Source organism: Mycobacterium asiaticum (assembly GCF_001668675.1).
GTDB lineage: Bacteria > Actinomycetota > Actinomycetes > Mycobacteriales > Mycobacteriaceae > Mycobacterium > Mycobacterium asiaticum_D.
This window is the reverse complement of the sequence record NZ_LZKQ01000184.1, coordinates 1-23,341: the sequence shown is the minus strand read 5'-3', so window position 1 is coordinate 23,341 and position 23,341 is coordinate 1. Positions and strand designations below refer to the sequence as shown.

Here is a 23,341-nt window from a genome sequence, read left to right as displayed (position 1 = left end):
CGCCGGGTACGCCAAAGTTCCGTGGGCGGTCGCGTGACGGCTGCAGTTAGATGACGGTATGACGACGATCGAAATCGACACCCCCGCTGGACCGATCGATGCGCTACTGAGCGTTCCGCAGGGCGAAGGGCCGTGGCCGGGTGTCGTGGTGGTGCACGACGCGATCGGATACGGCCCGGACAACGAGGCGGTTTCCCGGCGCATCGCCGGTGCGGGCTACGTGGCTCTGACGCCGAACCTGTATGCACGCGGGGGGCGGGCCCGGTGCATCACCAGGGTGATTCGCGAGGTGCTGGCCGGCCAGGGCCGGTCCATCGATGACGTGCTGGCGGCCCGGGAGCACCTGCTGGCGCTGCCCGAATGCAACGGCCAGGTGGGCATCGCCGGGTTCTGCATGGGCGGTCAGTTCGCACTTGTGCTGTCACCGAAGGGTTTTGGTGCGTCGGCGCCGTTCTACGGCACGCCGCTGCCACGTCGGCTGGACGAGACGCTGGACGGCGCGTGCCCGATCGTGGCCAGCTTCGGCAAGCGCGACCCGCTGGGGGTGGGTGCGCCGGACAAGCTGCGCCGGGTGACGGCGGCCAAGAACATCCCGACCGACATCAAGACCTACCCGAAGGCGGGCCACAGCTTCGCCAACAAGCTGCCCGGTCAGCCGGTGCTGCGGATCACCGGGTTCGGCTACGACGACGCCGCCACCGAGGACGCCTGGCGGCGGGTGTTCGCGTTTTTCGGGGAGCACCTGCGCGGCGAATAGGCGGGCAACTAGCCGTGCCTGCCGGGTACCCCGGCGGCTACCCCGTTGGCTCCACCGGTTCCGCCGGGACCTCGTTGTCCGGGAGTGCCTCCGTTGACGGCGATGCCGGGGGCTCCACCCGCGCCTCCGTTGCCCCCGCTACCGATCCACCGGGCATCCCCGCCGTTTCCTCCGAGCCCGCCGTTTCCACCGTTTGCTGGGTCACCGTTTCTGGCGTCAAGCCCATTGCCGCCAGCCCCGCCGGCTCCGCCGGCACCGCCGTTCCCTATCAGCCCACCCACACCGCCGGCACCGCCGCTACCGCCGGTAATGCCGTCCAAGTCCCTAGAGACGGGATCGCCGGCACTGGAGCCGCCGGCTCCGCCCGATCCGCCATTGCCAACAAGGGTTGCGGAGCCCCCGACGCCACCATCACCGCCCTTGCCCCACAGGACGCCGCTTGTGCCGCCCTGGCCGCCAGCCCCGCCATCGCCGAACCACCCGCTGGCACCACCCGCGCCGCCGGTCCCACCATTTCCAAAAATGCCTTGGTACAGGCTTCCCCCGGCACCTCCGCTGCCACCGTTGCCGAACAGGCGCGCGGCGCCTCCGGCGCCGCCAGCACCGCCGTCACCATGAGTGGCGCCGATGACCGGAACGACCTCACCTCCATAGCCACCCGCCCCGCCGGCACCGATCAGTCCTCCCAGACCACCCGAGCCACCCGCGCCACCAGTGCCGGAAAGGCCACCGTAACCGCCGGCGCCGCCCGCCCCGCCGTCACCGAGCAGCGTCACGGCACCACCGGCGCCACCCACCCCACCGTCGTCGCCGTAGTGCGCACTGTCGATGCTGTCGGCAAACCAACCGCCCTGCCCGCCGGTCCCACCGGTGCCGCCACGGCCAATCAGTGCGGTGCCGCCCGCGCCTCCCGCGCCACCGCCGCCGGCATTGGCGATCAGCGTGTCGACTTTGTTACCCGTCCCACCGTGGCCGCCGGCCCCGCCGTTACCGAGGAGACCGCCCGCTCCACCGTCGCCACCATTGCCGCCCATCCCGCCGGTGCCTACGGGGGTGTTGTCGCCGAGGTGGCTTCCACCGTTGCCCCCGGCTCCACCATTGCCCCAGAGCCCGATGGCGCGACCGCCCATCCCGCCATTGCCGCCCGCGGCGCCGTCGATGTCCGGTGCGACGCCACCCGAGCCGCCAGCACCGCCGTTGCCGAAGAGCCATCCGCCGGTGCCGCCGGCGCCGCCGTTTGCACCGGCTCCGCCGAGCCCGCCGGCACCGCCGTTGCCGATCAACCCGGCTGCTCCACCCGCGCCGCCGGCCTGGCCGGGGGCGCCGGATCCGCCCCGGCCGCCGTTGCCGTAAAGGAAGCCGCCGGCCCCGCCTACGGCCCCGGTCTCGTCGTTGCCGTTGACGCCATCACCGATCAACGGACGGGCGAACAGGGTTTGGGTGGGTGCGTTGATCAAGGTGAGCAGCGTCTGCAGGGGTCCGGCGTTGATGGCTTCGGCGCTGGCGTACGCACCAGCGCCGGATTGCAGCAACTGAACGAACTGGGCGTGAAACGCCGCCGTTTGGGTGCTGACCGCTTGGTAAGCCTGAGCATGGTTGCTGAACAGGGCGGCCACCGCGGCGGATACCTCATCGGCGCCGGCGGCCAGGATCTGCGTGGTAGGTATGGCCGCGGCGGCGCGGACGGTCTCGAGCGACGACCCGATGTGCGCCAGATCCGCCGCCGCTGCGGTTACAAAGTCCGGTACCGCGACCAGATAAGACATGTGTCATCCCCTCCCCGGAATGGCGCAGTTCGGAACCCCCGTCCGTGCGACATGCACACCCTAGCCAGGAAGCGCGACGTTGTTTACAGTTTCGTCAATATTCAAATAAATGTCGTATCGCGGGGTAAAGGCTTTGCGCGCAAGTTGTTTCGCTGGCGGTGCGCCGAGATCGAGTACGAAGCCGGCTCGGCCGTAGCGCCAATCGTGTTTGACCGAGGCGTGCAACGCCCGGTCCATTCGCGCAGTTGGGTCAGCGTTGGACACGAACGCATAGCGGGTGGTTACGCCGTTTGCACTTCCCGCCGGATCGTGTGTCCGGCGTTAGCTGGACCTGTCACGCGCTGGCTGAATCGCATGGCACGGTCAGCCGTTAATCGCCACGCCGCTAGGCGGGGACCACCCGCAATTCGAGTCCGATGTTGTTCTCCATGCCGCCGCGCAGCTTGCTGAACAGATTGAAAACCTTGCCGATGATGCCGTAACGCTTGCCGATCGCGTCGTAGACGGCCGCGGTCTGTGACTTGTCCAGGATGGCCGCGGTGCCTTCGACGGCGTCGCTCTTGGGGTTACCGCGCATGTCGCAGATGGCCAGCGTGACGCGAGGCGTGTTGCGGATCCGCTTGACCTTCCAGGACTTCTCCTGGGTGATGACCAGCAGCCGGTCACCGCTCTCCTTGTCCAGGGCGGCCCAGATCGGGACGGGCTTGGGCCGGCCGTCCTTGGTGAAGGTGGTGAGCAGGATGTATTGCGCTTTGGCCAGGTCGGCGAAGGTCGGTGTCACGCTGACAACCTAGCGCGCTTTGGTTGCGCGAGCAGACGCCAAAGCACCCAAAATGGCTCATTTTGGGGTGCTTTAGCGTCTGCTCGCGGGGAAACCGGCAGGGCGCTAGCCCTCCAGGTCGCCTTCGGTTTCCAGGAGCGCCTGGCGCAAGCCGTCGAGAGTCTCGGGTTGCGGCTCGGCCCATAACCCGCGGCCGGCGGCCTCCAGCAGTCGCTCCGCCATCCCGTGCAACGCCCACGGATTGGACTCGGTCATGAACTTGCGGTTCTCCGGGTCCAGGACGTAGCGCTCGGTCAGTTGCTCGTACATCCAGTCCGCCATCACGCCTGCGGTGGCGTCGTAACCGAACAGGTAGTCCACCGTCGCGGCCATTTCGAACGCGCCCTTGTACCCGTGCCGGCGCATGGCCGCCATCCAGCGGGGATTGACCACCCGGGCCCGGAACACCCGGGTGGTTTCCTCGGACAGCGTGCGGGTGCGGATGGCGTCGGGCCTGGTGTTGTCGCCGATGTAGGCCGCGGGCGCCTGACCGGTTAGCGCCCGCACGGTGGCCACCATTCCGCCGTGGTACTGGAAATAGTCGTCGGAGTCGGCGATGTCATGCTCGCGGGTGTCGGTGTTCTTGGCGGCCACCGCGATACGCCGGTATTGCCGGTTCATGTCGTCGACCGCCTCGCGCCCGTCCAGGTCGCGGCCGTAGGCGAAACCGCCCCACGCGGTGTACACCTGCGCCAGGTCGGCGTCGTCACGCCAGTTGCGGCTGTCGATCAGCTGCAACAGCCCGGCGCCGTAGGTACCCGGCTTGGATCCGAAAATCCTTGTTGTCGAACGCCTTACGTCCCCATGTTGAGCCAGGTCCGCCCGCGAGTGCGCGCGCACGTAGTTGTCCTCGTCCGGCTCGTCGAGTCCGGCAACCAGGCGCACGGCGTCGTCGAGCATCGCCACCACGTGTGGGAAGGCGTCGCGGAAGAATCCCGAGATTCGGACGGTCACATCGATGCGCGGCCGGCCCAACTCCTCCAGCGGGATGGCTGTCAGGTCGACGACCCGGCGGGACGCGTCGTCCCAGACCGGCCGCACCCCCAGCAGTGCCAACACTTCGGCGATGTCGTCGCCGGCGGTGCGCATCGCCGATGTGCCCCACACCGACAGGCCCACCGACTGCGGCCACTGCCCGTGGTCGTCGCGGTAGCGGGCGAGCAGCGAATCCGCCAGTGCCACACCGGCTTCCCACGCCAGCCGGGACGGCACCGCCTTGGGATCCACCGAGTAGAAGTTGCGTCCGGTGGGCAGCACGTTGATCAGGCCGCGCAGCGGCGACCCGGACGGCCCGGCCGGGATGAACCGTCCGTCCAACGCCCGCAGCACCTGCTCGATCTCCGCTGAGGTGCCGGCCAGGCGGGGCACCACCTCGGTTGCCGCGAAACGCAGCACGGCGGCGACGTCGGCGTTGTCGGTGAGCCGGTCGGCTGCGGCGGGATCCCAGCCGGCTTCCTGTAAGCCGGCGATCAGCTTCCGCGCCGCGGCCTCGGCCCGGTCCACCGAAGCGCGTTCGTCGGTGCCGTCCTCGGACAGGCCGAGCGCCTGGCGCAGCCCGGGCAGCGCCTGCTGGCCGGCGAACAGCTGGCGGGCCCGCAGGATGGCCAGCACCAGGTCGAGTTCGACTTCCCCCGTAGGCTCTTGGCCCAGGATGTGCAGGCCGTCGCGGATCTGCACATCCTTGATCTCACACAGCCAGCCATCGACATGCAGCAGCATGTCGTCGAAGGTGTCCTCTTCGGGCCGCTCGGTCAGCCCCAGGTCGTGGTCCATCTTGGCGGCGCGGATCAGCGTCCAGATCTGTTGCCGGATAGCAGGCAGCTTGCCGGGGTCCAGCGCGGCGACGTTGGCGTGCTCGTCGAGCAACTGCTCCAAACGCGCTATATCACCGTAGGTTTCGGCGCGCGCCATCGGCGGGATGAGGTGGTCGACCAGCACGGCGTGGGCCCGCCGTTTGGCCTGGGTGCCTTCGCCGGGGTCGTTGACCAGGAACGGGTAGATCAGCGGCAGGTTGCCCAGCGCGGCATCGGACGCGCAGGCCGCGGACATGCCCAGCGTCTTGCCCGGCAGCCATTCCAGGTTGCCGTGCTTGCCCAAATGCACGATCGCGTGCGACCCAAAACCGGTGTCCAGCCAGTGATACGCGGCCAGGTAGTGGTGGCTGGGCGGTAGGTCGGGGTCGTGGTAGATCGCCACCGGGTTCTCGCCGAAACCGCGCGGCGGCTGCACCATCAGCACCAAGTTGCCGGATTGTATTGCCGCGATGACGATTTCGCCGTCCTGATCGTGGCTGCGGTCGACGAACAGGTCACCGGGCGGCAGACCCCAGTGCTGGATCACCGCGTCGGTCAGTTCGGCGGGCAGGGTGGCGAACCATTCGCGGTACTCCTGCGCCGAGACCCGGATCGGGTTGCCCGCGAGTTGCCCTTCGGTGAGCCAGTCGGGGTCCTGGCCGCCGCGTTCGATCAGCGCATGCACCAGCGCGTCACCGTCACCCGCCTCGACGCCGGGCAGATCTCCGATCTGGTAGCCGTGCTCGCCCATAGCCCGCAGCAGGGCCACCGCGCTGGCCGGGGTGTCCAGGCCGACGGCGTTGCCGATGCGGGCGTGCTTGGTCGGGTAGGCCGAAAACACCAGTGCGACCCGTTTGTCGGCGGGAGGGATGTGACGCAGCTGCGCGTGCCGGATCGCCAGGCCCGCGACCCGGGCACAGCGTTCCGGGTCCGCGACGTAGGAGATGAGTCCGTCGTCGTCGATCTCCTTGAACGAGAACGGGACTGTGATGATGCGGCCGTCGAACTCGGGCACCGCGACCTGGGTGGCCACATCCAGCGGGGACAGCCCGTCGTCGTTGTTCTGCCATTGCTCACGGGGGCTGGTCAGACACAGACCTTGCAGGATCGGGATATCCAGAGCGGCAAGGTGTTCGACGTTCCAACTGTCATCATCACCACCCGCGCCCGCGGCAGCGGGTTTGGCTCCGCCGGCGGCCAACACGGTCACCACCATGGCGTCGGCAGTTCCAAGCGTCTTCAACAACTCGGGCTCGGCGGTGCGCAGCGAGGCGCAGTAGACGGGCAGTGGCCGGCCGCCGGCGGCTTCGATCGCCTGGCACAGGGCTTCGACGTAGGCGGTGTTGCCGGCGAGCTGCTGGGCGCGGTAGTAGAGCACCGCGATCGTGGGTGCGGTATAGCGGGCGGCGGGCCGGTCCAGGATGCCCCAGGTCGGGGTCTGCACCGGCGGGGTGAAGCCGAATCCGGTCATCAGCACGGTGTCCGAGAGGAACGCGTGCAGTTGGGTCAGGTTGTCGACGCCGCCGTGGGCCAGATAGATGTGCGTCTGTACCGCGATGCCGGCCGCTACGGTCGACATCCCGGTCAGTTCGGCGTCGGGCGCCTGCTCGCCGCTGACCAACACCGCGGGCAACCCGCTGGCCAGCACCGCGTCGATGCCGTCCTCCCAGGCCCGGTATCCGCCGAGGATGCGCACCACCACGATGGAGGCCTCGGCGAGGAGTTCGGGAAGCTCGACTTCGGACAGCCGCGACGGGTTGGCCCACCGGAAGTTCTTGCCGCTGGAACGGGCGCTGATCAGGTCCGTGTCGGACGTCGACAGCAGCAGGATCGTTGGCTCGGCCACCCCTCATTCGTACCGCAGCGGCATCGGAGCACCGAATCGGCACGTAAGGTCTGCTTATGAGCAGAGGATTCGTCGTTACCTTCGCGGTCGGGCTGATCGTCGCGTTGTTCGGGGTGATCTGGGCGCTGCAGGGCTTTGGGGTGCTGGGCGGCAGCCCGATGAGCAATACCACCACCTGGTCGGTGATCGGGCCAATCACGGCGCTCGTCGGGATCGCGGTCGCGGTGTTCAGCTGGCGGAAGCTGGATGTCGAGTGTGGCGGAGGCGATGTCGAGCGGGTCGGCATCGGGCTGGGCCTGCAGTTCGGCGAGTTGGGTGCGTGCCCATGCGAGGCTGGTGTGCGCGGCTTCGTAGTCGGCTTCGGCATCGGCCCATTGGGCGACGACGTCTTGGACCGCGAGTAGATAGGGGCGGTCGGCATCGGCGCGGGCCCGCAGCTCGACGATCTGGGCGGCGGCCGCGCACATCGCCGGGCCGCGGTCGTTGCGCACTGCATCAACGAAGGCAGCCAAGTCCGCTGTGCTGGCGACGAATTCGTTGCGCAGTGCGCGCGCGTCGGCCATCGCGGCCGGCAACGGTAACGGCTCAACCGGACGGTCGGGTCGCAGGTCGGCGAAGTCCAGACCGGCGTCACGGCCGCCCAACGGGATCTCTTGGCCACCACGATGGTGCGGCAGCTCGTCGACGTCGCGGCCGGCCAGCGCGGCGCCGGTGTCGATGCGCTGCTCGCCGAGCGGGTCGGGGGGAAGTTGTTCTTCTTCCTCGGGGTGCAGTGGGGGTTGGTCGGGGAGTGGGTGCTCGGTGTTGTCGTGGTGGCCGCCGATCAGGTCGACGGTGTAGGTGATGGCGCGGGCGTATTGGTGGGCGGGGATGGTGTGGTCGGGGTCGACGTCGGCGAGGTGTTCGGCGGCGACATGCAACAGGCCGGCGGGGGTCCAGCGGGTGGGGTCGGCGGCATTGACCGCCGAGACAAGGCCGGGCCAGGCCGGGTCGGCGATGATGGATTCGGCGGCCGCAGATCCAAAAACGTTGTGCAGGTCGGTAATCCAGGCCGGGCGTAGACCGGCATCGGGAGTGTCGAGGGCGGCCGCGGGGGTGAGTTCGGCGGCAAGTCGCCACCACAGCGCGGCGGCGGGCAGCTCGTCGGGCAGGGGTTGTTCGGTGGCGGCCGCGCGAACCAGGACAGGCAGATCGGGGCGGCTCATGGCAGCTTCGGTCAGGCGCGCAGCCAGTTGCGGCCAGTACCCGTCGGCGCGGATACGGGGGTCGATGGAGTCGATGAGCTGCTCAAAGCGGCGGGTGTGCGGGTTCTGGGTGCGCACGACCGCTTGGGCACGTTCTTCGAGCAGTTCCTGGATGGCGCGGGCGCGCACGGCGTACTGCGGTGGCCCCAACAGTCGGGTGTCGTCGACAGCGACGTGGTGGGCGGCGCGAAAGACCGCGATTTCAGCGGCAAGGGGCCGGTTGGCGGCCAGCACGGGCTTGGCCCACGCCGGTGCGGTCGCCGGCGTCCAGTGGTGGATGACGGTCTCGCGGATCTCATCAACCAACTCGGTGACCAGCGCTGCGCGCCGGGCCAGGTAATCGCCCCACTCGGGGTCGTCGGCCAACAATGCGGGGGTGGCGGGCAGCCACCGCAGCGGCCCGATCCCGGCCGAGTGTCCACCGGTGGGATCGATGCGCCAGTCCAGAACCGCAGCGGGATCGTGAGCGCTAAACAGCTCACCGACGTTGGCGGCCTCGCTCAGCGTGGCCACCGGGTCACGCCCATCGGCGGCGACGAGAGCCAGGTGTTGGCACAGCACCGGCCATGCCTCGGCGCGGGTCAAACCCGGGTAGAGCTGATCGGCGGTGAGGTGCAGTTGCGCCAGCAGCGCCGGGGACGCCACGTGGTGGGCCGCCCGACCCAAGGCGTCGTGATACATCGCCGCGGCCGGACCCAACCGCACGAACGGGTCACGGGCCTGGCGTGCGGCGGTGGTGGCCGAGACCTGGGCATCGTCGCGGGCCAGGGTTTTCGTCAAGACGTCGACGGCGGTTTCGGGGTGAGTTGCCTTGGGGGACAACACCCGATGCGGGTCGGACTCGGCGGTGGATAGGTAGATGTGGTTTTCGACGCGACCACGCGTTAAGGCCACGTAGAGCAGTTGGCGGGTGAGATGGCCGCCGCCGACAATATGGCAGGCGTACTGGGCAGTCAGGCCTTGCGTGAGGTCCACGGTGGCCGCATAGCCCAGGGTGACGTGGGTTTTTACGTAGTCTGCGGGCAAGGTGATGCGCTGACCGGAATCGAGATGGGTGGCGATCACCGACCCATCGGCGCGCACCCGATGAACCGTGTAGCGATAGCCATTGCGCACGTAATCGGTGCGACCCAGCCGCAGACCGCGGGCATTCTCGCGGCTGCGGATCACATCACCCGCCGAGGCGGCCAGCCCATCGGACAACATGACTTCCCGGCCCACACGCCCGCCAGTGGCGGCGAGGCGATCCAGGCGAGCGCGGGCATTGAGGGTATCGACGATGTCGTTGGTGGGCGCCAACAGCAAGGAATCGCGGCCAGCAGCCAGGTCGGCGGCCCACGCGGTGTAGGCCATGTCGGCGGCAGTCTGATCAGCACCGACGTGCACCCGCTGGTGGTCGATGTAAAACCCGAGGCCGGTGGGGTCACCGTTGCGGATCGCCAGGGTGGCTGCGCTTTCCGCGGTGGAGCCAAAGCGCACCAACTCAGACAGCGTCAGTGCGCCGGTTTCCTGGGCGATGTCGCGCAGCACACCGCCAGCGGAGATGGACGCGAGTTGGCCGTCATCGCCGATGAGGATGATGCTGGCGCCGCGCGCTAACGCGTGGGCGATCACCGCATCAAGTTCCACGGTTCCGGCTTTGCCGGCCTCGTCGATGATGAGCAGCGTGTCGGGGCCGACCGTGGTGAACCACTGCGGCGCAGCGGGGCGAGACGAACCGCCTGGGGCGGCCGACCACACATATTTGGCGATGGTGTCGGTGGGGGCTGACAGATCCGCGCCGAGTTCGATGGCGGCCGCCGCGGTGGGGGCCAAACCGAGGACGATACCGCCCGAGGAGCGCCAAGCCTGCGATAGCGCGGCCATCGCGGTCGTCTTGCCGCTGCCGGCCGGAGCCAGCGCCAAGGCCAGCCGCCGCCCCCCTGTGGCCATCTCGCGGACCAGGGCGACCTGGCCCTCGTTGAGGTGTTTTCCGCGTGCGGCCGAATCAGCCAGCGCCAGCTCGACATCGCTGTCGGCGACCGTGCGGCCGCCGAGCTGGCGGGCAGCAGCAAGGATGCGTCGCTCAGCAGCCAGTACCTCATGGCAGGTGTAGGTGGTGCTGCCGTGGCGGGTGTAGACGCTGGTTCCATCGCGGCGGCGCAGCGGCGCCGGTTCACCCATGTCGCCGTCGTCGAGGTCGATGTGGGCCACCGACAGCGGCTCGGACAACGCGACCTGCGTGATCTGATCGGCCAACGTCGCGTTGGTGGCATGCCCGCTGCTCCGGACGAGGCGCTGCGCTTCGGCGAGCACGTGGTGGCGCTGCCAGGTTGCCCGCGACCGAGCCACCGTGGCGATAACTTTCGTCGCAGCCGCCTTGATCCAATCGTCGTCGACGGCGTCGAGCTGCCGGGACGAGGTGGACAAAATCTTGCCCAGCATGGCGGTCAGTTCCCGCGCCCCGCCCAGGACTTCGATGGCTTGTCCGCGCCATGTCTGACGCTGCTCGGCGAGCGATCGGGGTTCGTGTTTGGCCTCGCGGGTTTCCAGGGTCGCTTGTTGGGCCAGCCCGATGGCTTCCACGGTCGTGGGCTCGCGGCCATGGGCCACCTGGAATTGCTTGGCGAGCTCGGCGGTGCGGGCTTCGATCGCCAGTCGCCGCGAGGACCAGGCGGCCATCAGCTCGGTCGACATGCCGATGATTTCGCGCACCGGGCGCTTGCCGCGGCCCTCGCTCGCCACGTCGGCGAACCGCAGCGCCAGCCGCTCGCCCAGGTGGGCCTCCAGCCGCGTGTTGTACAGCTCGGAAGCTGCGACCGTGAACTGATGGATCGGCCGGCCGTCCAATGCCAACCAGCGCAGCACCCCATCAGGGCCAACGGTGGCGACCTTGTTGGAGATCGCCACATGGGTGTGCAGATCCGGGTCGCCGGCGCGGGAGTCACGGTGGGTGAACGCGGCTCCGATGAGTCCGGTGGTGTCGACCTGGGCGACACCATCAGTACCGGAACGGGTGAGCGCGGCGTGCGTTTCCAGCCACGCCAGCGCATCGGTCACCGCCGCGTCGTGGCATTCCTCCACGACTTTCGCGACGTCGCGCGGCGCGATCGCCCACAAGCTCGACACCGACTTCACCGGCGAAAACGTCAAGTCGTAGCCGGCGACCGCGGTGGTGCGGGCGCGGGTTTCTCGCGCGATAAAGCCAGTCAGTTCACGATCGTCAGCGGGCGCGCGGCCGTATTGCTCGGCGAATATTCTGCGCGCGACGACGGTGCGGATCGCGGCGCGGGTGGGCGCGTCGATGGACGCGGCTGATGGCCTACCGGCTTGTTCGTTGTGGTCGCGGTAGGCCACTGCCAGGGCGCGGGCAAACGTGGTTTCCCCGTCGCGGATATAGAACTTGCGACCCAGTTTGGCGGCCTCGATCGCCGCGAGACCGTGCACCCCGCGTGCGGTCACATAGTCAGCGATCACATCGGCGTTGGGATGCAGCCCCTCGCCGAACAACGCCTTCATTTGAGCTTCGGTGACCTGGGAACCCTCCGGCACCGCCCATACCTTGGCCACATCGTCGGCTGAAACCTGGCGCGCCCCAGTGGATTGCAGCGACGCCAAACCAGACCCCACCCACCGGCCCGGAGACTCACCTTTCGACGAGTAGTAATCGATCAGCGGTGCCCGCCCGCGGGCCGTAGCATCCACAGCAGCGACCTGCCGGATCAGGTACTCATACCCGTTGCCGGCAGTGAGCTTATGCATCGTCATCGTCACTGCAGTGCCGTCCCTTTCCAGGCGCACGCTAGAGACCTCAGAGACGATCTGTCCCACACAGATGGGCCGGTTCTTAAGAAACCGTGACCTTAATGCAAGAGGTGTGTGGTGTCTGGGGTGCTTGAGAACGGTTGGTGCAGCTGGGGGTTGGTGCGGGGGCTTGTGGGTGTGAGCCGGCTTAGGTTGCGCGGCAGTGGGATCGGGCAACATGGACGGTGGACAAATGTCGACAGTTGATGTTTTGCTCGGTGTTGGTAGCGAAGGTCAACGGGTTGGCCGTATGGTGCGGGCATGGTGAAATGCCGCCACGAAATCAACAGTGCGCAACGCAGGTTCACGGGCGGTGCTGGCAGGAACGAGTCAGCTAGGCGATGGGTGCACTGACGGGCAGCTCAGGAAACGGCGAACCACGCTCTGGGAAACGGTCGCGTGATGGCAAACGTTGGGGCTGGTTGCGGGCGGTGATTCGAATGTGGAAGCGGGGTTCGGTGCGCGCGGGAGCCAGACCCACTAGGTGCGAAATGCCGCCGGTGACATCACCTTTAGGCGGGCGCGGTTGTGGGTTGTTCGGCACCGCAGTGCTGTACCAGGCGCGACGGTTAGTGTCTGCGCTGCTGCTCGATTGCTGCCACCGCGGCCTCTAGCGCGCCCGGGGTGCCGACGTCGAGAACACGGTCGGTGATGTTGTTGTCGAGGGCGTAAACGCCTTCGACGGGGCCTTCAGAGAAGTGTTGGCGGACAGCCTCAATCTTCCAATCCCGCGCGGCGGGATCGCGCATCCGCGCCAGCTGCTCATCGTGCAGGAGTTGGCGGGCTTGTTGTGCGTCACGGCCGCGCACCGACCACTGCGCACCGGGGTAGCGGGCAACCCAGGTGCCGTCGGGCTGTTCGGTAACCGAGGGCGTGAACACGAACGAGACATTGCGCTCGATCATCAGCCGTTCGATATCGGCTTGGGTTTCGACGTTCATCACACCCTCCCGTCGTCGTCCACACATCCATCATGGCGCGATGCCGAGAAGCGTGCGCGACGTACCGCGAGGTCGAGGGCGGCGGCATCGGCCGCCGCGGCCGCCGTGCGGCGCTCAGCGGCGCGCCGGGACAAACGGACGGCTTCGGCACGCGCGGCGGCGCGACCAGCACCGGCAAGGGCGGCCTGGCCCTGGTCGCGGGCGGCGAGGTAGGCCGCGTGTTCGGCGGCCACGGCGGCGCGACGAGTCTGGCCGGCGGCCAGCTCTTCAGCTTCGCGGGCGAGATCGGCAGCGGCCGGCCGTTCGGCGAGGTTGTCCGTACCGTGCCAGGCGAGGATGGCGCCCAGCAGGCCGATCGGGCGTGCTGGGCTGTCGGGGATGCGCCTGCCTACACCGAGCCAGTCAGTGATCAGCTGGTTGAGGTCACGCGGGGTCCAGCCGGCCGCCGCCGGCGCTGCCAGCATCGCCGCCCAACTGGCCGGAGTGAAGCGGTGAGCCCATGGTGGGGCATGCGGATCTGCACGCCAAGTCACCGCCAGCCGCCGTCCCCCGGGATCTGAAGCTCGGCGGCGCGCAGCGCCGCTGTGCCGGGCGCCCTGGTGGCGCCCGCGGGTAGTAACCAGTCGTTCTCCAGGTGAGGTGGTGGTGGTTACTTGGGACCGTGCCGGGTGGGGTGACAAGCTGTTAATGGCGCGGTTGAGCTGGGCGTTGTCGTGGAGGACCCAGACTGAGGCCCAGCCGCGATGGTGATCACCCATGCGCCAGGAGGCCATGCGTTCGGTGTAGGTGCGTTGGCGGCCGCGCAGGACCTCGGTGGCCACCCCGAGCAGCCGTAGGCATTCGTGGGCGCGTTGGATGGTGCGCTCGTTGTAGCCGGTGTCGTGGTGCAGTTGGGTGTTGGTGGGCCGGCAGTTGCGGCCAGTGTCGCGGTCGGCGTAGTGCGCCATGGCGGCCGCGATCACGATCAGCGTTCGTTTGGCGATGCCGCCGTTGCACATGCGTGGCCGGATCTCAGGGTAATGCAGGTCGTAGGCCACTGCCACGGTGACGTGCGCCCAGCGCGCCGGTCCCCCCGACCAGCACGGCACCCCCGCGTAGGCGTCGTCTTCGAGCTCGAGGTTGACGAACATGCTGGCCGGCGGAAGATCGCCACCGCGCAACCGGCGGCCGCGGCGGATCGCCACCACATCAGCGACCGGCGCGGTACGAACGACACCGCGACGACGGCGACCAGCGCTACAACCGCGATACGTCGGCGGCCGCGACGCGAGCGGCCGAGTGGCGGCACACCCTCGATATGCGATGGCACGCAAGTCCACGGGCGGGGTGGACAAAAGTTGATCACGAAGCGCGCCGTTGTCTGGAAAGGCAGACAGGTATGCGCTACCGTGAGATCTGACCTGCAAAAGTCAAGATCCCTTCGGGGACATGGGTGCGGACCCGGAACCGAGCGCCAACTCGGTTCAAACCCCCCGACAGGGCCCCGCTACGCGGGGCCTTCGTCATGTCAGCAGAGGATCGATCCCTTACCCAGCTATTGAGATGTCACATCTGCCCGGCCGTTCCAGCAGGACAAGAAAGCTGCGGGCTTGGAGTCTCACATCGCCAGCGGCAGGACCTCCTTGTGATGGTCGAGCTCGCGGACAAGTTCGGGAAAGCCGGTGTGTACGGCTAGAAGGTCGGCCACGTACTGAGAGACAGACATGCCGTGCCCTGCGGCTAAGTGCTTGATCTTGTCGGAGACGACGCGCTCTGGGCGAGTTAGTAGTTCAACGCGGTCGCCTTTACGAGGTCGAGGCATGGTCTGCAGCCTGCCAGGCAGACGCTTGTATCTGATACAAGACACGCGCTGTGCGCGTGATTTTTTCGTGACCAGATCTGCCAGGATTGGCGCCCTGGGCTACACCCCCCAACAACCGAGCGTCCAGTGACAGAAACCTTCACGCGACAGGCCAGGAAGGGGCAGAGCCCCACGCACGGGCACCGGAAGTCCGCGGGTCATCGCGTCAGGGTCGTCTGGTGAGGATCGCAATGGCGGCTTGAATGATGACGCTGAGGATGGCGCTGATGACGCGTCCGGTGTCCCCGATGGTGACCTTGGAGTCCGGGTTGCGGGCGTGGATGCGATCAGCCAAAACGCAGATGCTCACGACGATGGCCACGATTCCGAGGATGGCAACGATTCCCACTGCCAGGTCAGTTCCGCTCATGGTTGGTGCTCTTTCTCGCGATGGTCGGGAAAGTGGGTCCCGGAGCGGGGCGTATGAGCTCCGCTCTCTTCTTCTGGGCGGAACTGCGCTGTTTTCCAGGGCACTGGCCGCACCTTTCTTGTCGTGGCAACTCGGTCATCAGTGAAGTACCGGGGCGAGAGCTGTTTTCCGTCACGCGCGGTGCGGTAGGTAGTTCTCTGGCACTCATCGGGAGGTATACGCCGGCGGGGTGCAGGCGGACGGGGTCATGAGGTGCGGGGCCGAGGAGAAGGGGTGCTGGGTTTGGCATTCACGACCTCTAATGCCTTGTGCAAGGTCGATTTGCCGACAAGCCGAGTGGTAACGGTTTGGTAACGACCCGTACAAATACCGGCTTACCTGGGTAGACGTAATGACGTAATAGCGTGTTGACGCATATGCGTCATTGCGCTGTGACGTAATGTTTGGGGCATGCCTACGGTTTCTTTGGTCCACACCAAGGGTGGCGTCGCGAAGACGACGTCGGCGGTGTATCTCGCGACTGCTGCGCAGCGCCGCGGCCGCGATGTCGTACTTGTCGATGCCGACCCGCAGGGCTCGGCGCTGGAATGGGCGGCGGCCGCCCAGGATGACCCGTTGCCGTTTTCGGTGGTGCCGGCACGCCGGCCCCTGGACGTCAGTGGTCCCCAGGAGTTGACGATCGTGGACACTCCCCCGGGTACGGCGCAGGTTATTCAAGAAGCGATTGAGCTGGCCGATCTGGTCGTGGTGCCCACGGGGGCTTCGCCACTGGATGTCCGCCGGGTGTGGCCGACTTTGGAGATCACCGCGCACCGCCCCACAGCCGTGTTGTTGACCGGCGTGGATCTGCGTACCCGACTAGCCGACGAGGTGAAGACCCTGCTGGAGGACGAAGGGGTGCCGGTGATCGAAACGCGGATTGTTCGCCGCGAGGGCATCCGCCGGGCGTTCGGGGCTACACCGGATCACCTGTACGGCTATGACGACGTGTTCGACGAGCTGCTGGGGGCGCTGGTTCATGTCTGATTTGACTTCGAAGATGGCCGCGCGGGTGAAGACAGAGCCGACCAAGCGGGCGGCGGAGGCGTTCCGCTCCCCCACTGACGATATGCAGCGTGCCACGGTCTATCTGCCACGCGCGACGGTGCGCGGACTGAAGCAGGCTGCACTAGATCAGGACACCAGCATGAGCAAAATCCTCACTGACCTGGCCGATCAGTGGTTGGCGCAAAACGTAAAGACGTGATGACGTAAAGACGTAACGACGTAATGACGCGTATACGTTGTTGCGTCATTACGCGCACAACTTCATGCCACGGTTGGAAACGCCTGGCGGGCGATTGCACGCCCGCCAGTTAGCGTCTGTTGCATGCGAGTGGGTGTGTACATCGATGGGTTCAATCTGTACTACGGCGGCAAGTTCCTTTGTGGCTCTGGCACGGCCGGCTGGCGATGGCTTGACCTGCGCGCCTTGGCGACACGGCTCATCGCCAACCAATCCGCCTGGAGCGGCGCGACCGTTGAACGCATCGTGTACTGCACTGCGCGTATCTCAGGAGCTGACAACCGCGTTGGCAGTCGAGAACAGGACGCCTACCTCGCCGCTTTGATCCGTGCCGCTGTCGTGGATCACATCGAAGAGGGCAACTACGTCAACCGCGTCGCCTCCGCGCCCCTGGCCACCAAAGACCGACGTGGGCGTCCGGTTCTCACCACCCCAGCTTGGCCGGTAACCATCAAAGATGGCGCCGGACTGAACGCCCCCGACGCGCGATTCTTCGTCTCCGTTGCGCGGCGTGAGGAAAAGGGCTCCGATGTGAATGTGGCCGCTCACCTGCTGCTCGACATCCTCGAAAAGCGCATCGATGCCGCGCTGGTGATCAGCAACGACAGCGACCTGAAATTCCCCGTTCAGGCCGCACGTGATCGCGTCCCGGTTGGCACCATCAACCCGACCAAAAACCAGACCGCAGGAAAGCTGCGCGGTAAACCGTCGGACGGGGTAGGCAACCACTGGTGGTACCAGCTGGTGGCCGCCGATTTCCAGTCCTGCCAACTTCCAGACCCCGCTGGTGGGGTCTCTAAGCCTCAGCCCTGGTGACATACCCGACAAGGGAGGGGAATTGCGTGGACGCAACGCGCGTTGCATAATTGCGCAATACCACCCGTTCCCGGCAGGGGACGGGTTTTTTCTGCCCGCGCTAAGCGAGACTGCGGTCCACCCCTCAACCAAAAAACGTAATGACGTAACGTAATGACGTACTGACGTAGTGACGTATATACGTCGTTACGTCACTACGTTCATGGTTGGCGGCTGGTTAAAGCGCTTTTCCCAGGCTGGGTAGCTGCCGAGGCTGCGAAGAAGCGGAGCCGTGAGTGCTGCCACGACCTGGTCGGGATTTTCATCGAGGTCGCTCAGGGAAGCTTCGGTTGCCCTCTCGTAGATGTCTTCTGTGTAGACGGGCCCTCTGTCGCCAAAATTCCGGTCGGCGATCATCCACGACGTCGAGTCGCGAAGGCCATTCATCGAGAGGGCGAACCGCCAACTGCCGGTGTATCCCCAGCGGTGTGACACTGCAGCGGCCAGACGGGCAAGCAAGCTGACGTGCCCGATGATCAACAATTCCAAGACGACGGTGAGATCGGGTTGGGGAGGGGCCACGTTTCTGAATGAGCGTGTGGTCACGGCGCGCTCCGATGCCAGAACGAGCCGGCCAGACTCATACAGCACGATCTCGGCGGCGCGATCCTCGCCGGCGAAGCGTTGCCCGTCGTACATGCCGGTGGTCAACGCGACACCGCCAGGGCGGCGAGCAAAACCACCAGCGTGAGCCAGCGTTGGTGCGTATGTGTCATGTTCTGGACCTGTGGCCGCGTGAACGAGCTGGAGCACTGCTTCTTCCCACCGCGAGGCTTCGGTGAGGGAGACGAGCATGTCTTCCCGTGCACTGAGCGGATCGGCCAGCACGACGAGCAGAGGCGCGCCGTCGCCGACGAGCTCGGTACGGATCGATCGGGCTTCAACTCGCAGATCGCGGCGGTCCGCCAGGCGCCGGTCAAGGAGCCGTACGACCTCGGTGTTGGTCAGCACACGGTTGGTTTTGTCGCCGCGGCCGTAATAGCGCCCGTCAGCCATGTGTGGCGCTCGGACTGACTGCGGGACGTGGACAACGAGGTACCCATGGTCGGCGTGGGTTGTCGAATTGATGACGGTGGTCCGAATCTGTACTGCCTCGTCGACCCTCATCCGCGCAATCTGCTCGATTCGCTCAGCGAGCCCCGCTAGGGGGACCGGCCACAGACTAGGCGGCGACGTGTCCTCGTCGACGCCGATCAGGATCGTTCCTCCGTCAAGAGCGAAAGCAGCGATGTCTTTGGCTAGGTCTTTATTCGCGGCGTTACCGGATGCCAGCTCGCGTTTGAGATCCAACCAGTGGGTTTCTTCCAGCAGGCCATTCAGCGCTAGCCGCTGCAGTTCTTCCTCGGTGCGGGCGGGGATCGCATTCATGGGGCTCCTCAAGGGGTCTTTCGCGCGACTAGCGGCTGAGCATTTCGAGTAGTCGCTTTGCCCCGCGGTCAGACACCGACTGCGACGATAGGACGTAGGCGGCGGCTTGATCGGGAGTGAGACGGCCGCCGCTGATGTGGCCGCTGAGAAATCGCCGTGCTTGGGCCTTGTCATCTGCTCCGGTCCAGCCGTTGCGACCGCCGTAGAAAATGACGGAATCGAGGTCTTTGCGCACGTCATCGTCCATCTCGGAGGTGGTGACCTCTCCTGTCAGCAAGTTGATGGCGGCCGCGCCAGCAGCCCACTCGGCCAAGGGTGTGGAGCCCTCGACGACAGCAAGTGAATGACCGCGGGCGAGGCCCATCGCGAAGTGCAACGACCGTTCATCTGGCACGAAGGCGAGAACCGGCCCGCGGTCAGGCCGGTTGCGGCTTTGCGGAGTGGCGTGCCCACCCGCTCGGATGATCTCGTCGAGGTCGGCATAACCGAAGCTCGCGGCATTTTGCGCGTTGCTCACCAGCAGCGGCGCTAGATCCTCCTCCTGGCCGCGTTCCCAGATCCAATTGGCGGCCAGGGCGATGGCGTCCTCATACGGCCGATCTTCGACGTCATCGGGGACCCACGCCGCGGCTCGCAGATGAGTCGACGGGTGCAGTTCGGCGCTGGTCATTACGCGGCTCCTGAGGGCGAGCTGAGTTTGGCCAGGTAGCGGTACGCCGTGGCCCGACTGATACCGAATGCTTGAGCAAGTTCAGGGACCGGTTCCCCCGTTGCGGCGAGTCGGCGCAGCTGTTCTTGGCGTTCCGGGGTCAGCTTGGCCGGCTTGGTAGCCGGCAGTTGGCGAACTCGGCGGGAGTCCCGGGATGCGGCGCGCCGCTCGCGGCCGAGTTCGAGTTCGAGCTCGGCCAGCGTAGCCATAATAGTGGCCACCGCACGCCCTGTCGGTGTACCGGTGTCTACGCCTTCGCGTAAGGCGCGCAATAGAATTCGGCGCTGGCCAAGCTCTGCGATGGTGCGAGTTACTTCTACGACAGATCGGCCCAGTCGATCGATGGCGGTGACCACTACGGTGTCACCTTCGCGGGCGTAGTGCAGCAAGGCCGTCAGGCCTGGCCGATCGGTGTTCACTGCACCGGAGACTTTGTCGGTGAAGACATGGCCAGATTCGACCCCCTCGGCGGCGAGCGCGGCGAGCTGCGCATCGAGATCCTGGCCCACAGTGCTCACCCGCGCGTACCCGAGAATCGCTGTCACAGCATCTACCGTCTCATTGCCCTCCGACAATGCGGATCTGAGACACGCGGTGTGAGACAAGAAATGAGACAGTACGACCAGCGGTTACGCGACAGGGGAGTAGCGCCCGATGGGTGTCTCGTTTCTTTAGATGTGCGACAGGAGCAATGTGCTCAACTGTCAGCGGACATGGCTATCTCGGGAGAGCGGGCCCAGTTGTGACGGCCGGATGTCCCGACGTCCCTATCCTTGGAGGCGTGACGAGCGAGTGCGGTGACACCGGGTCGGAGCTGCCTTCGTCCCCGACTTCGTCCCGCCGTTTCGGTCAACTGCCCGACCTTGGTGTCTCAGATGACTTCGACAAGCCGCTACCTCGCGGTGATGTCGCTGTGTGGGAAGCGTCTGACACGTCGGCCCACCAGGGCGACAGCGAAGCCCCCGACGAGTGGACCATCGACGAACTCGACGACTGGCCCTTCGACGACCCCTCCATCGATGTGGCAGCCCTGCTTCAGTCGCTGCGAGAGTCGGATGCCGACCGCGCAGCCGGCCACACGTTCGGTGAAGAAGAGATTCGCGCTCGCTATGGCTTGCCGAGGCCAGGCGTAAGCGACAGACCCGTCTCCGAACCTCGGTGACCGTCCCTGCGAGGACGAGGCCGCATCTAGATCAGGCGGGGGTCGCCGTCTTCGTGGAGCACGATGTGCCGATCGCAGCGCTGGGAGCGCGTGGACGAACGTCTGTGTTGGTGGTCATGCGTTTTTCTCGTTGCTGTTGTGCAGATCCTTAACGGTGCCGATGAACACGTCGGTGATCTCGGGTAGCCGGGATACCAAGTCCCACAGCGGCTTATCGGTCTCGTACCGCGCGGCGGCGTTCTCTTGGTCCCACTGCTGCTTCCAGGCTGCATAACCAGGTAGGTCATCGGGATCGGAACTGTAGTCCAGAGCATCAAGCCCATCGGGATGCTGCGGCCGGATCATGTAAAAGCGTGCTAGTCGTCCGGTGTGGCGGTGGTACGCCACCACGTTGATCTTGAGCTCGCTTGGCCAGTCGTTGCGCATCGGTACGCGGCCCAGAAGCTGCCACTCGTCCAGGTCTGGCACCTGCAGGCAGGTGCCCTCGGTCAGTGTGATGGCCATCCGTCCATCGGAGTGCACGTGCGCGATCACCTGGTCGGGGCTGCTCGGGCCGTAACCGGGGCGCAGTGGCGGGGTGGGCGTGATGCTCATGCGTGATCTCCTTCGGTGGGTTCCCAGGGTGCGGCACAAAGTGCTCGTTATTGGTAGCCGTATGTCGCCGGTCGCCGATACCCTTTAACACATGAATCCGCAGGTGCCGGGCTATCCCGCGGGGTTGTCTGCCTCGCCGGCCGGAGCGCCTATGGGCGCAACCGTATTGCCGCCACCTCAAACGCCTGCGCCTCCTCCTGGACCTCCACCCCGGCGGAGGGGCTGGATCCTGGTGCTGCTGGTGCTGCTGGCTGCGTCGCTCTTGGCTATAAGTGCGCTCGTTATGAGCGTGATCAGAATGACCGCGTCGCCCCCACCCGCGACCATCACGACGGTAACGGCGCCACCGCCGCCCCCGCCGAACTACAGCCCCGAGCAGATAGCGTCGGCGAAAAAAGAAGCTTGCGACGCAAGCGAGGCAGCCTCCTTGAGCGTCAACAACTCGCAGCAGAACTTAATTGTCGCCGCCCGTGATCGGAAATCGCCCCAATACGGTCCCGCACTGGCGAATTTTCAGCTCGTAGTGGCGATTGAAACTAAGTACATGCAACAACATCTGCCACCGGCGACCCCAAACGATGTCGTCAAAGCGACTAATGATTACATCGCCGCGCTGGTCGCAGTGGCAGACGGCGAAACCCGTGGAGTGTCAAACCCAGACGCAGACGCGCTAGTCGACAGAGCAAACAACATCGGCGATCGACTAAACAAGGCCTGTAGCTGACGTGACCTTTCCCTTTCACTCGCCTGAGCTAAGACAGCCAGCACCATCGCCGCCATGGCTGCCTACTCCCGGCCCCAGCCGCGGAGTCATAGTGGGAGCGGCAGGCGTATTCGTGGCCGCAGTGGTCGCAGTGGCGCTGGCCGGCATAGGGCTGGCGACCTCCTCGAAAGGTGCGGTTAACACCGTGGTGGTGCCGTGGTCGCCACCGCCACCAACCGCTGATCAGGTGGCTGCGGCCCGCGCGAAGGCCTGTGAGCTGTGGGGAAGAACTGCATCGGTGATGGATGGCGCCACAAATGCGGTGGCGCACACTCCGGGTGATTGGAACACTCCTGCAGTGCAGGATGCCTTGGCCAATGAGGCGCGGGTGACATTGGTCGAAAGGGAGTATCTATATCGCGAATTGCCTGCCAATACACCGGTTGCGATCCGGTCAGGGATCAACGACTACATGGCGGCCAGCGTGGATATGGAAAACGCCACCGCGCACCGGAAAGGCACAGCGCGAGATGCCGCGATTGATCGGGCGAATGCCGCCGAGGGCAAGGTCAACGCGGCGTGCCGGTAACAGCATAAGGGGGATTGATGGCTGATGTTCCTGCGGTCAGCATCGCTGGCAACATGATCATTACTCTCGATATGGTGCCGCCGGCGGCGGAGCCGTTGGAGGCTCAAGCTGCGCATTACAAGGCGTTGGCCGAAAATACTGCGGAACTGCAGCAGCGGCTGAAGGTCGCCAATGCGATGCGTGAGGATGCCGCGCAGTCGCCCGGGTGGGAAGCCGGTCACGAAAAGAACCGCCAGCTGGCGGCCGACTACGGGCGCATGGTCGAGATATACAACGCGGCCGCAACGTATTTCACCGGGGTCGCGGGCGACTATCGCACCGCCCGCAACACTCAGAACAGGATTGCCAACGACGCGAATGCGGAACTCGCTGCGACCGCAGACCCGGTAAAACGACAGGAGATCGTGGTCGCCGCTCATGCCCGCGCTCGAGACCTGACCAGCCAGGCTGTCCAGTCCGCGCTCACAAAAGCCAAGGCGTTTCACGGGACCGCTGGCGCGGATATCACCGCTCTGACTTCGCGTTCGGGCGGTCCGATGCCTCAAGATCCCGTTCTGCCCCACAGCGGCGGTGGCGGCATCGCCGTACCTGCAGGGCGAGACAAAAAAGCGTTAGATGACAGTGGATCGCCAGATGGCGGATCTTCCGATGGCGGTGAGAACGGTGTTCAGGGTGCGGGCAGTAACCAGCATGGACCCGGCCATCGCAACGGACTCGGGCGCCCCGGGGACGATACAGACAATCCGCTGCCGCCTCCGGCGGTGGCAAATCCGTTTGCGGGCGGTGCCGAACAGATACCTGGCGGCGGGAGCGGGATTCAGTCTGTCGGGTTTCCGCCGGGGTTGACGTCGATGACCGGGGGGCTTGGTTCGATGCCCGGCGGGGGTGGCATGGGCGGCGGTTTGGGGTCAGGTGG

At 66.2% G+C, this 23,341-nt stretch carries 18 protein-coding genes and 1 pseudogene; 8 read left to right on the top strand and 11 right to left on the bottom strand.

Annotated features, from left to right (window positions below):
- The first annotated feature begins 58 nt into the window (after nt 1-58).
- A complete protein-coding gene (locus A9X01_RS15485) occupies nt 59-757 on the top strand; it encodes a dienelactone hydrolase family protein (RefSeq protein WP_065121595.1) in 699 nt (232 codons plus the stop codon).
- Nucleotides 758-765: 8 nt separating this feature from the next.
- Here the strand turns inward: A9X01_RS15485 and A9X01_RS15480 are convergent, their stop codons facing one another.
- The 7 genes from A9X01_RS15480 to A9X01_RS15445 all read right to left on the bottom strand — a co-directional run bounded on the left by A9X01_RS15480 (nt 766) and on the right by A9X01_RS15445 (nt 15,160).
- Complete coding sequence (locus tag A9X01_RS15480; protein ID WP_065121594.1) at nt 766-2,523, bottom strand: PE family protein; 1,758 nt, start codon at nt 2,521-2,523, stop codon at nt 766-768.
- Nucleotides 2,524-2,908: 385 nt separating this feature from the next.
- Nucleotides 2,909-3,304, bottom strand: coding sequence for a PPOX class F420-dependent oxidoreductase (locus tag A9X01_RS15475; RefSeq protein WP_065121593.1), 396 nt, complete (start codon nt 3,302-3,304; stop codon nt 2,909-2,911).
- 105 nt (nt 3,305-3,409) lie between these two features.
- Nucleotides 3,410-6,982, bottom strand: a complete 3,573-nt coding sequence (cobN, locus tag A9X01_RS15470) for a cobaltochelatase subunit CobN (RefSeq protein ID WP_065121592.1) — start codon at nt 6,980-6,982, stop codon at nt 3,410-3,412.
- Nucleotides 6,934-11,973 (bottom strand): MobF family relaxase, encoded by a 5,040-nt coding sequence (mobF, locus tag A9X01_RS15465; RefSeq protein ID WP_081282408.1) that lies wholly within the window; start codon nt 11,971-11,973, stop codon nt 6,934-6,936. The genes cobN and mobF overlap by 49 nt, the downstream gene beginning before the upstream one ends.
- Before the next feature lie 605 nt (nt 11,974-12,578).
- The gene (locus tag A9X01_RS15460; protein ID WP_007170752.1) at nt 12,579-12,950 is read right to left on the bottom strand and encodes a hypothetical protein; all 372 of its coding nucleotides are present in this window, start codon (nt 12,948-12,950) and stop codon (nt 12,579-12,581) included.
- Nucleotides 12,950-14,137: a hypothetical protein gene (locus tag A9X01_RS15455; protein WP_007170753.1), complete on the bottom strand. Its 1,188-nt coding sequence runs from the start codon at nt 14,135-14,137 to the stop codon at nt 12,950-12,952. Before A9X01_RS15455 ends, A9X01_RS15460 begins: the two co-directional genes overlap by 1 nt.
- 819 nt (nt 14,138-14,956) lie before the next feature.
- Nucleotides 14,957-15,160, bottom strand: coding sequence for a hypothetical protein (locus tag A9X01_RS15445; RefSeq protein WP_007170754.1), 204 nt, complete (start codon nt 15,158-15,160; stop codon nt 14,957-14,959).
- Between the two features lie 450 nt (nt 15,161-15,610).
- On the opposite strand from A9X01_RS15445, the gene A9X01_RS15440 reads away from it, so the two are divergent.
- The 3 genes from A9X01_RS15440 (at nt 15,611) to A9X01_RS15430 (ending at nt 17,261) form a co-directional block, all read left to right on the top strand.
- On the top strand, nt 15,611-16,186 hold the full coding sequence (locus A9X01_RS15440; RefSeq protein WP_007170755.1) for a nucleotide-binding protein: 576 nt from the start codon (nt 15,611-15,613) through the stop codon (nt 16,184-16,186).
- Nucleotides 16,179-16,406: a hypothetical protein gene (locus A9X01_RS15435; protein ID WP_007170756.1), complete on the top strand. Its 228-nt coding sequence runs from the start codon at nt 16,179-16,181 to the stop codon at nt 16,404-16,406. Before A9X01_RS15440 ends, A9X01_RS15435 begins: the two co-directional genes overlap by 8 nt.
- A 123-nt stretch (nt 16,407-16,529) precedes the next feature.
- Nucleotides 16,530-17,261, top strand: a complete 732-nt coding sequence (locus A9X01_RS15430; RefSeq protein WP_036460027.1) for an NYN domain-containing protein — start codon at nt 16,530-16,532, stop codon at nt 17,259-17,261.
- 186 nt (nt 17,262-17,447) lie between these two features.
- Here the strand turns inward: A9X01_RS15430 and A9X01_RS15425 are convergent, their stop codons facing one another.
- From A9X01_RS15425 to A9X01_RS15415, 3 genes are read right to left on the bottom strand one after another with little or no spacing between them, the layout of a single operon-like run.
- Entirely contained in the window at nt 17,448-18,668 is a 1,221-nt protein-coding gene (locus A9X01_RS15425; protein WP_007170758.1) for an AlbA family DNA-binding domain-containing protein, read from the bottom strand.
- 28 nt (nt 18,669-18,696) lie between these two features.
- Nucleotides 18,697-19,338, bottom strand: a complete 642-nt coding sequence (locus A9X01_RS30540; RefSeq protein ID WP_007170759.1) for a hypothetical protein — start codon at nt 19,336-19,338, stop codon at nt 18,697-18,699.
- Nucleotides 19,338-19,922, bottom strand: coding sequence for a recombinase family protein (locus A9X01_RS15415; RefSeq protein ID WP_036460030.1), 585 nt, complete (start codon nt 19,920-19,922; stop codon nt 19,338-19,340). Before A9X01_RS15415 ends, A9X01_RS30540 begins: the two co-directional genes overlap by 1 nt.
- 236 nt (nt 19,923-20,158) lie before the next feature.
- Between A9X01_RS15415 and A9X01_RS31380 the strand changes: the two genes are divergently transcribed.
- Complete coding sequence (locus A9X01_RS31380; protein WP_225325882.1) at nt 20,159-20,539, top strand: hypothetical protein; 381 nt, start codon at nt 20,159-20,161, stop codon at nt 20,537-20,539.
- A gap of 114 nt (nt 20,540-20,653) precedes the next feature.
- Here the strand turns inward: A9X01_RS31380 and A9X01_RS15405 are convergent, their stop codons facing one another.
- The gene (locus A9X01_RS15405; RefSeq protein ID WP_007170762.1) at nt 20,654-21,133 is read right to left on the bottom strand and encodes a hypothetical protein; all 480 of its coding nucleotides are present in this window, start codon (nt 21,131-21,133) and stop codon (nt 20,654-20,656) included.
- Nucleotides 21,134-21,365: 232 nt separating this feature from the next.
- Between A9X01_RS15405 and A9X01_RS29175 the strand changes: the two genes are divergently transcribed.
- The 3 genes and pseudogenes from A9X01_RS29175 to A9X01_RS15395 all read left to right on the top strand — a co-directional run.
- Nucleotides 21,366-21,857: a hypothetical protein gene (locus A9X01_RS29175; protein WP_225325883.1), complete on the top strand. Its 492-nt coding sequence runs from the start codon at nt 21,366-21,368 to the stop codon at nt 21,855-21,857.
- Nucleotides 21,858-21,969: 112 nt separating this feature from the next.
- Nucleotides 21,970-22,425 (top strand): hypothetical protein, encoded by a 456-nt coding sequence (locus A9X01_RS29945; RefSeq protein ID WP_139093677.1) that lies wholly within the window; start codon nt 21,970-21,972, stop codon nt 22,423-22,425.
- Between the two features lie 17 nt (nt 22,426-22,442).
- A pseudogene (locus A9X01_RS15395) lies at nt 22,443-23,341 on the top strand (hypothetical protein); the annotation flags it as partial.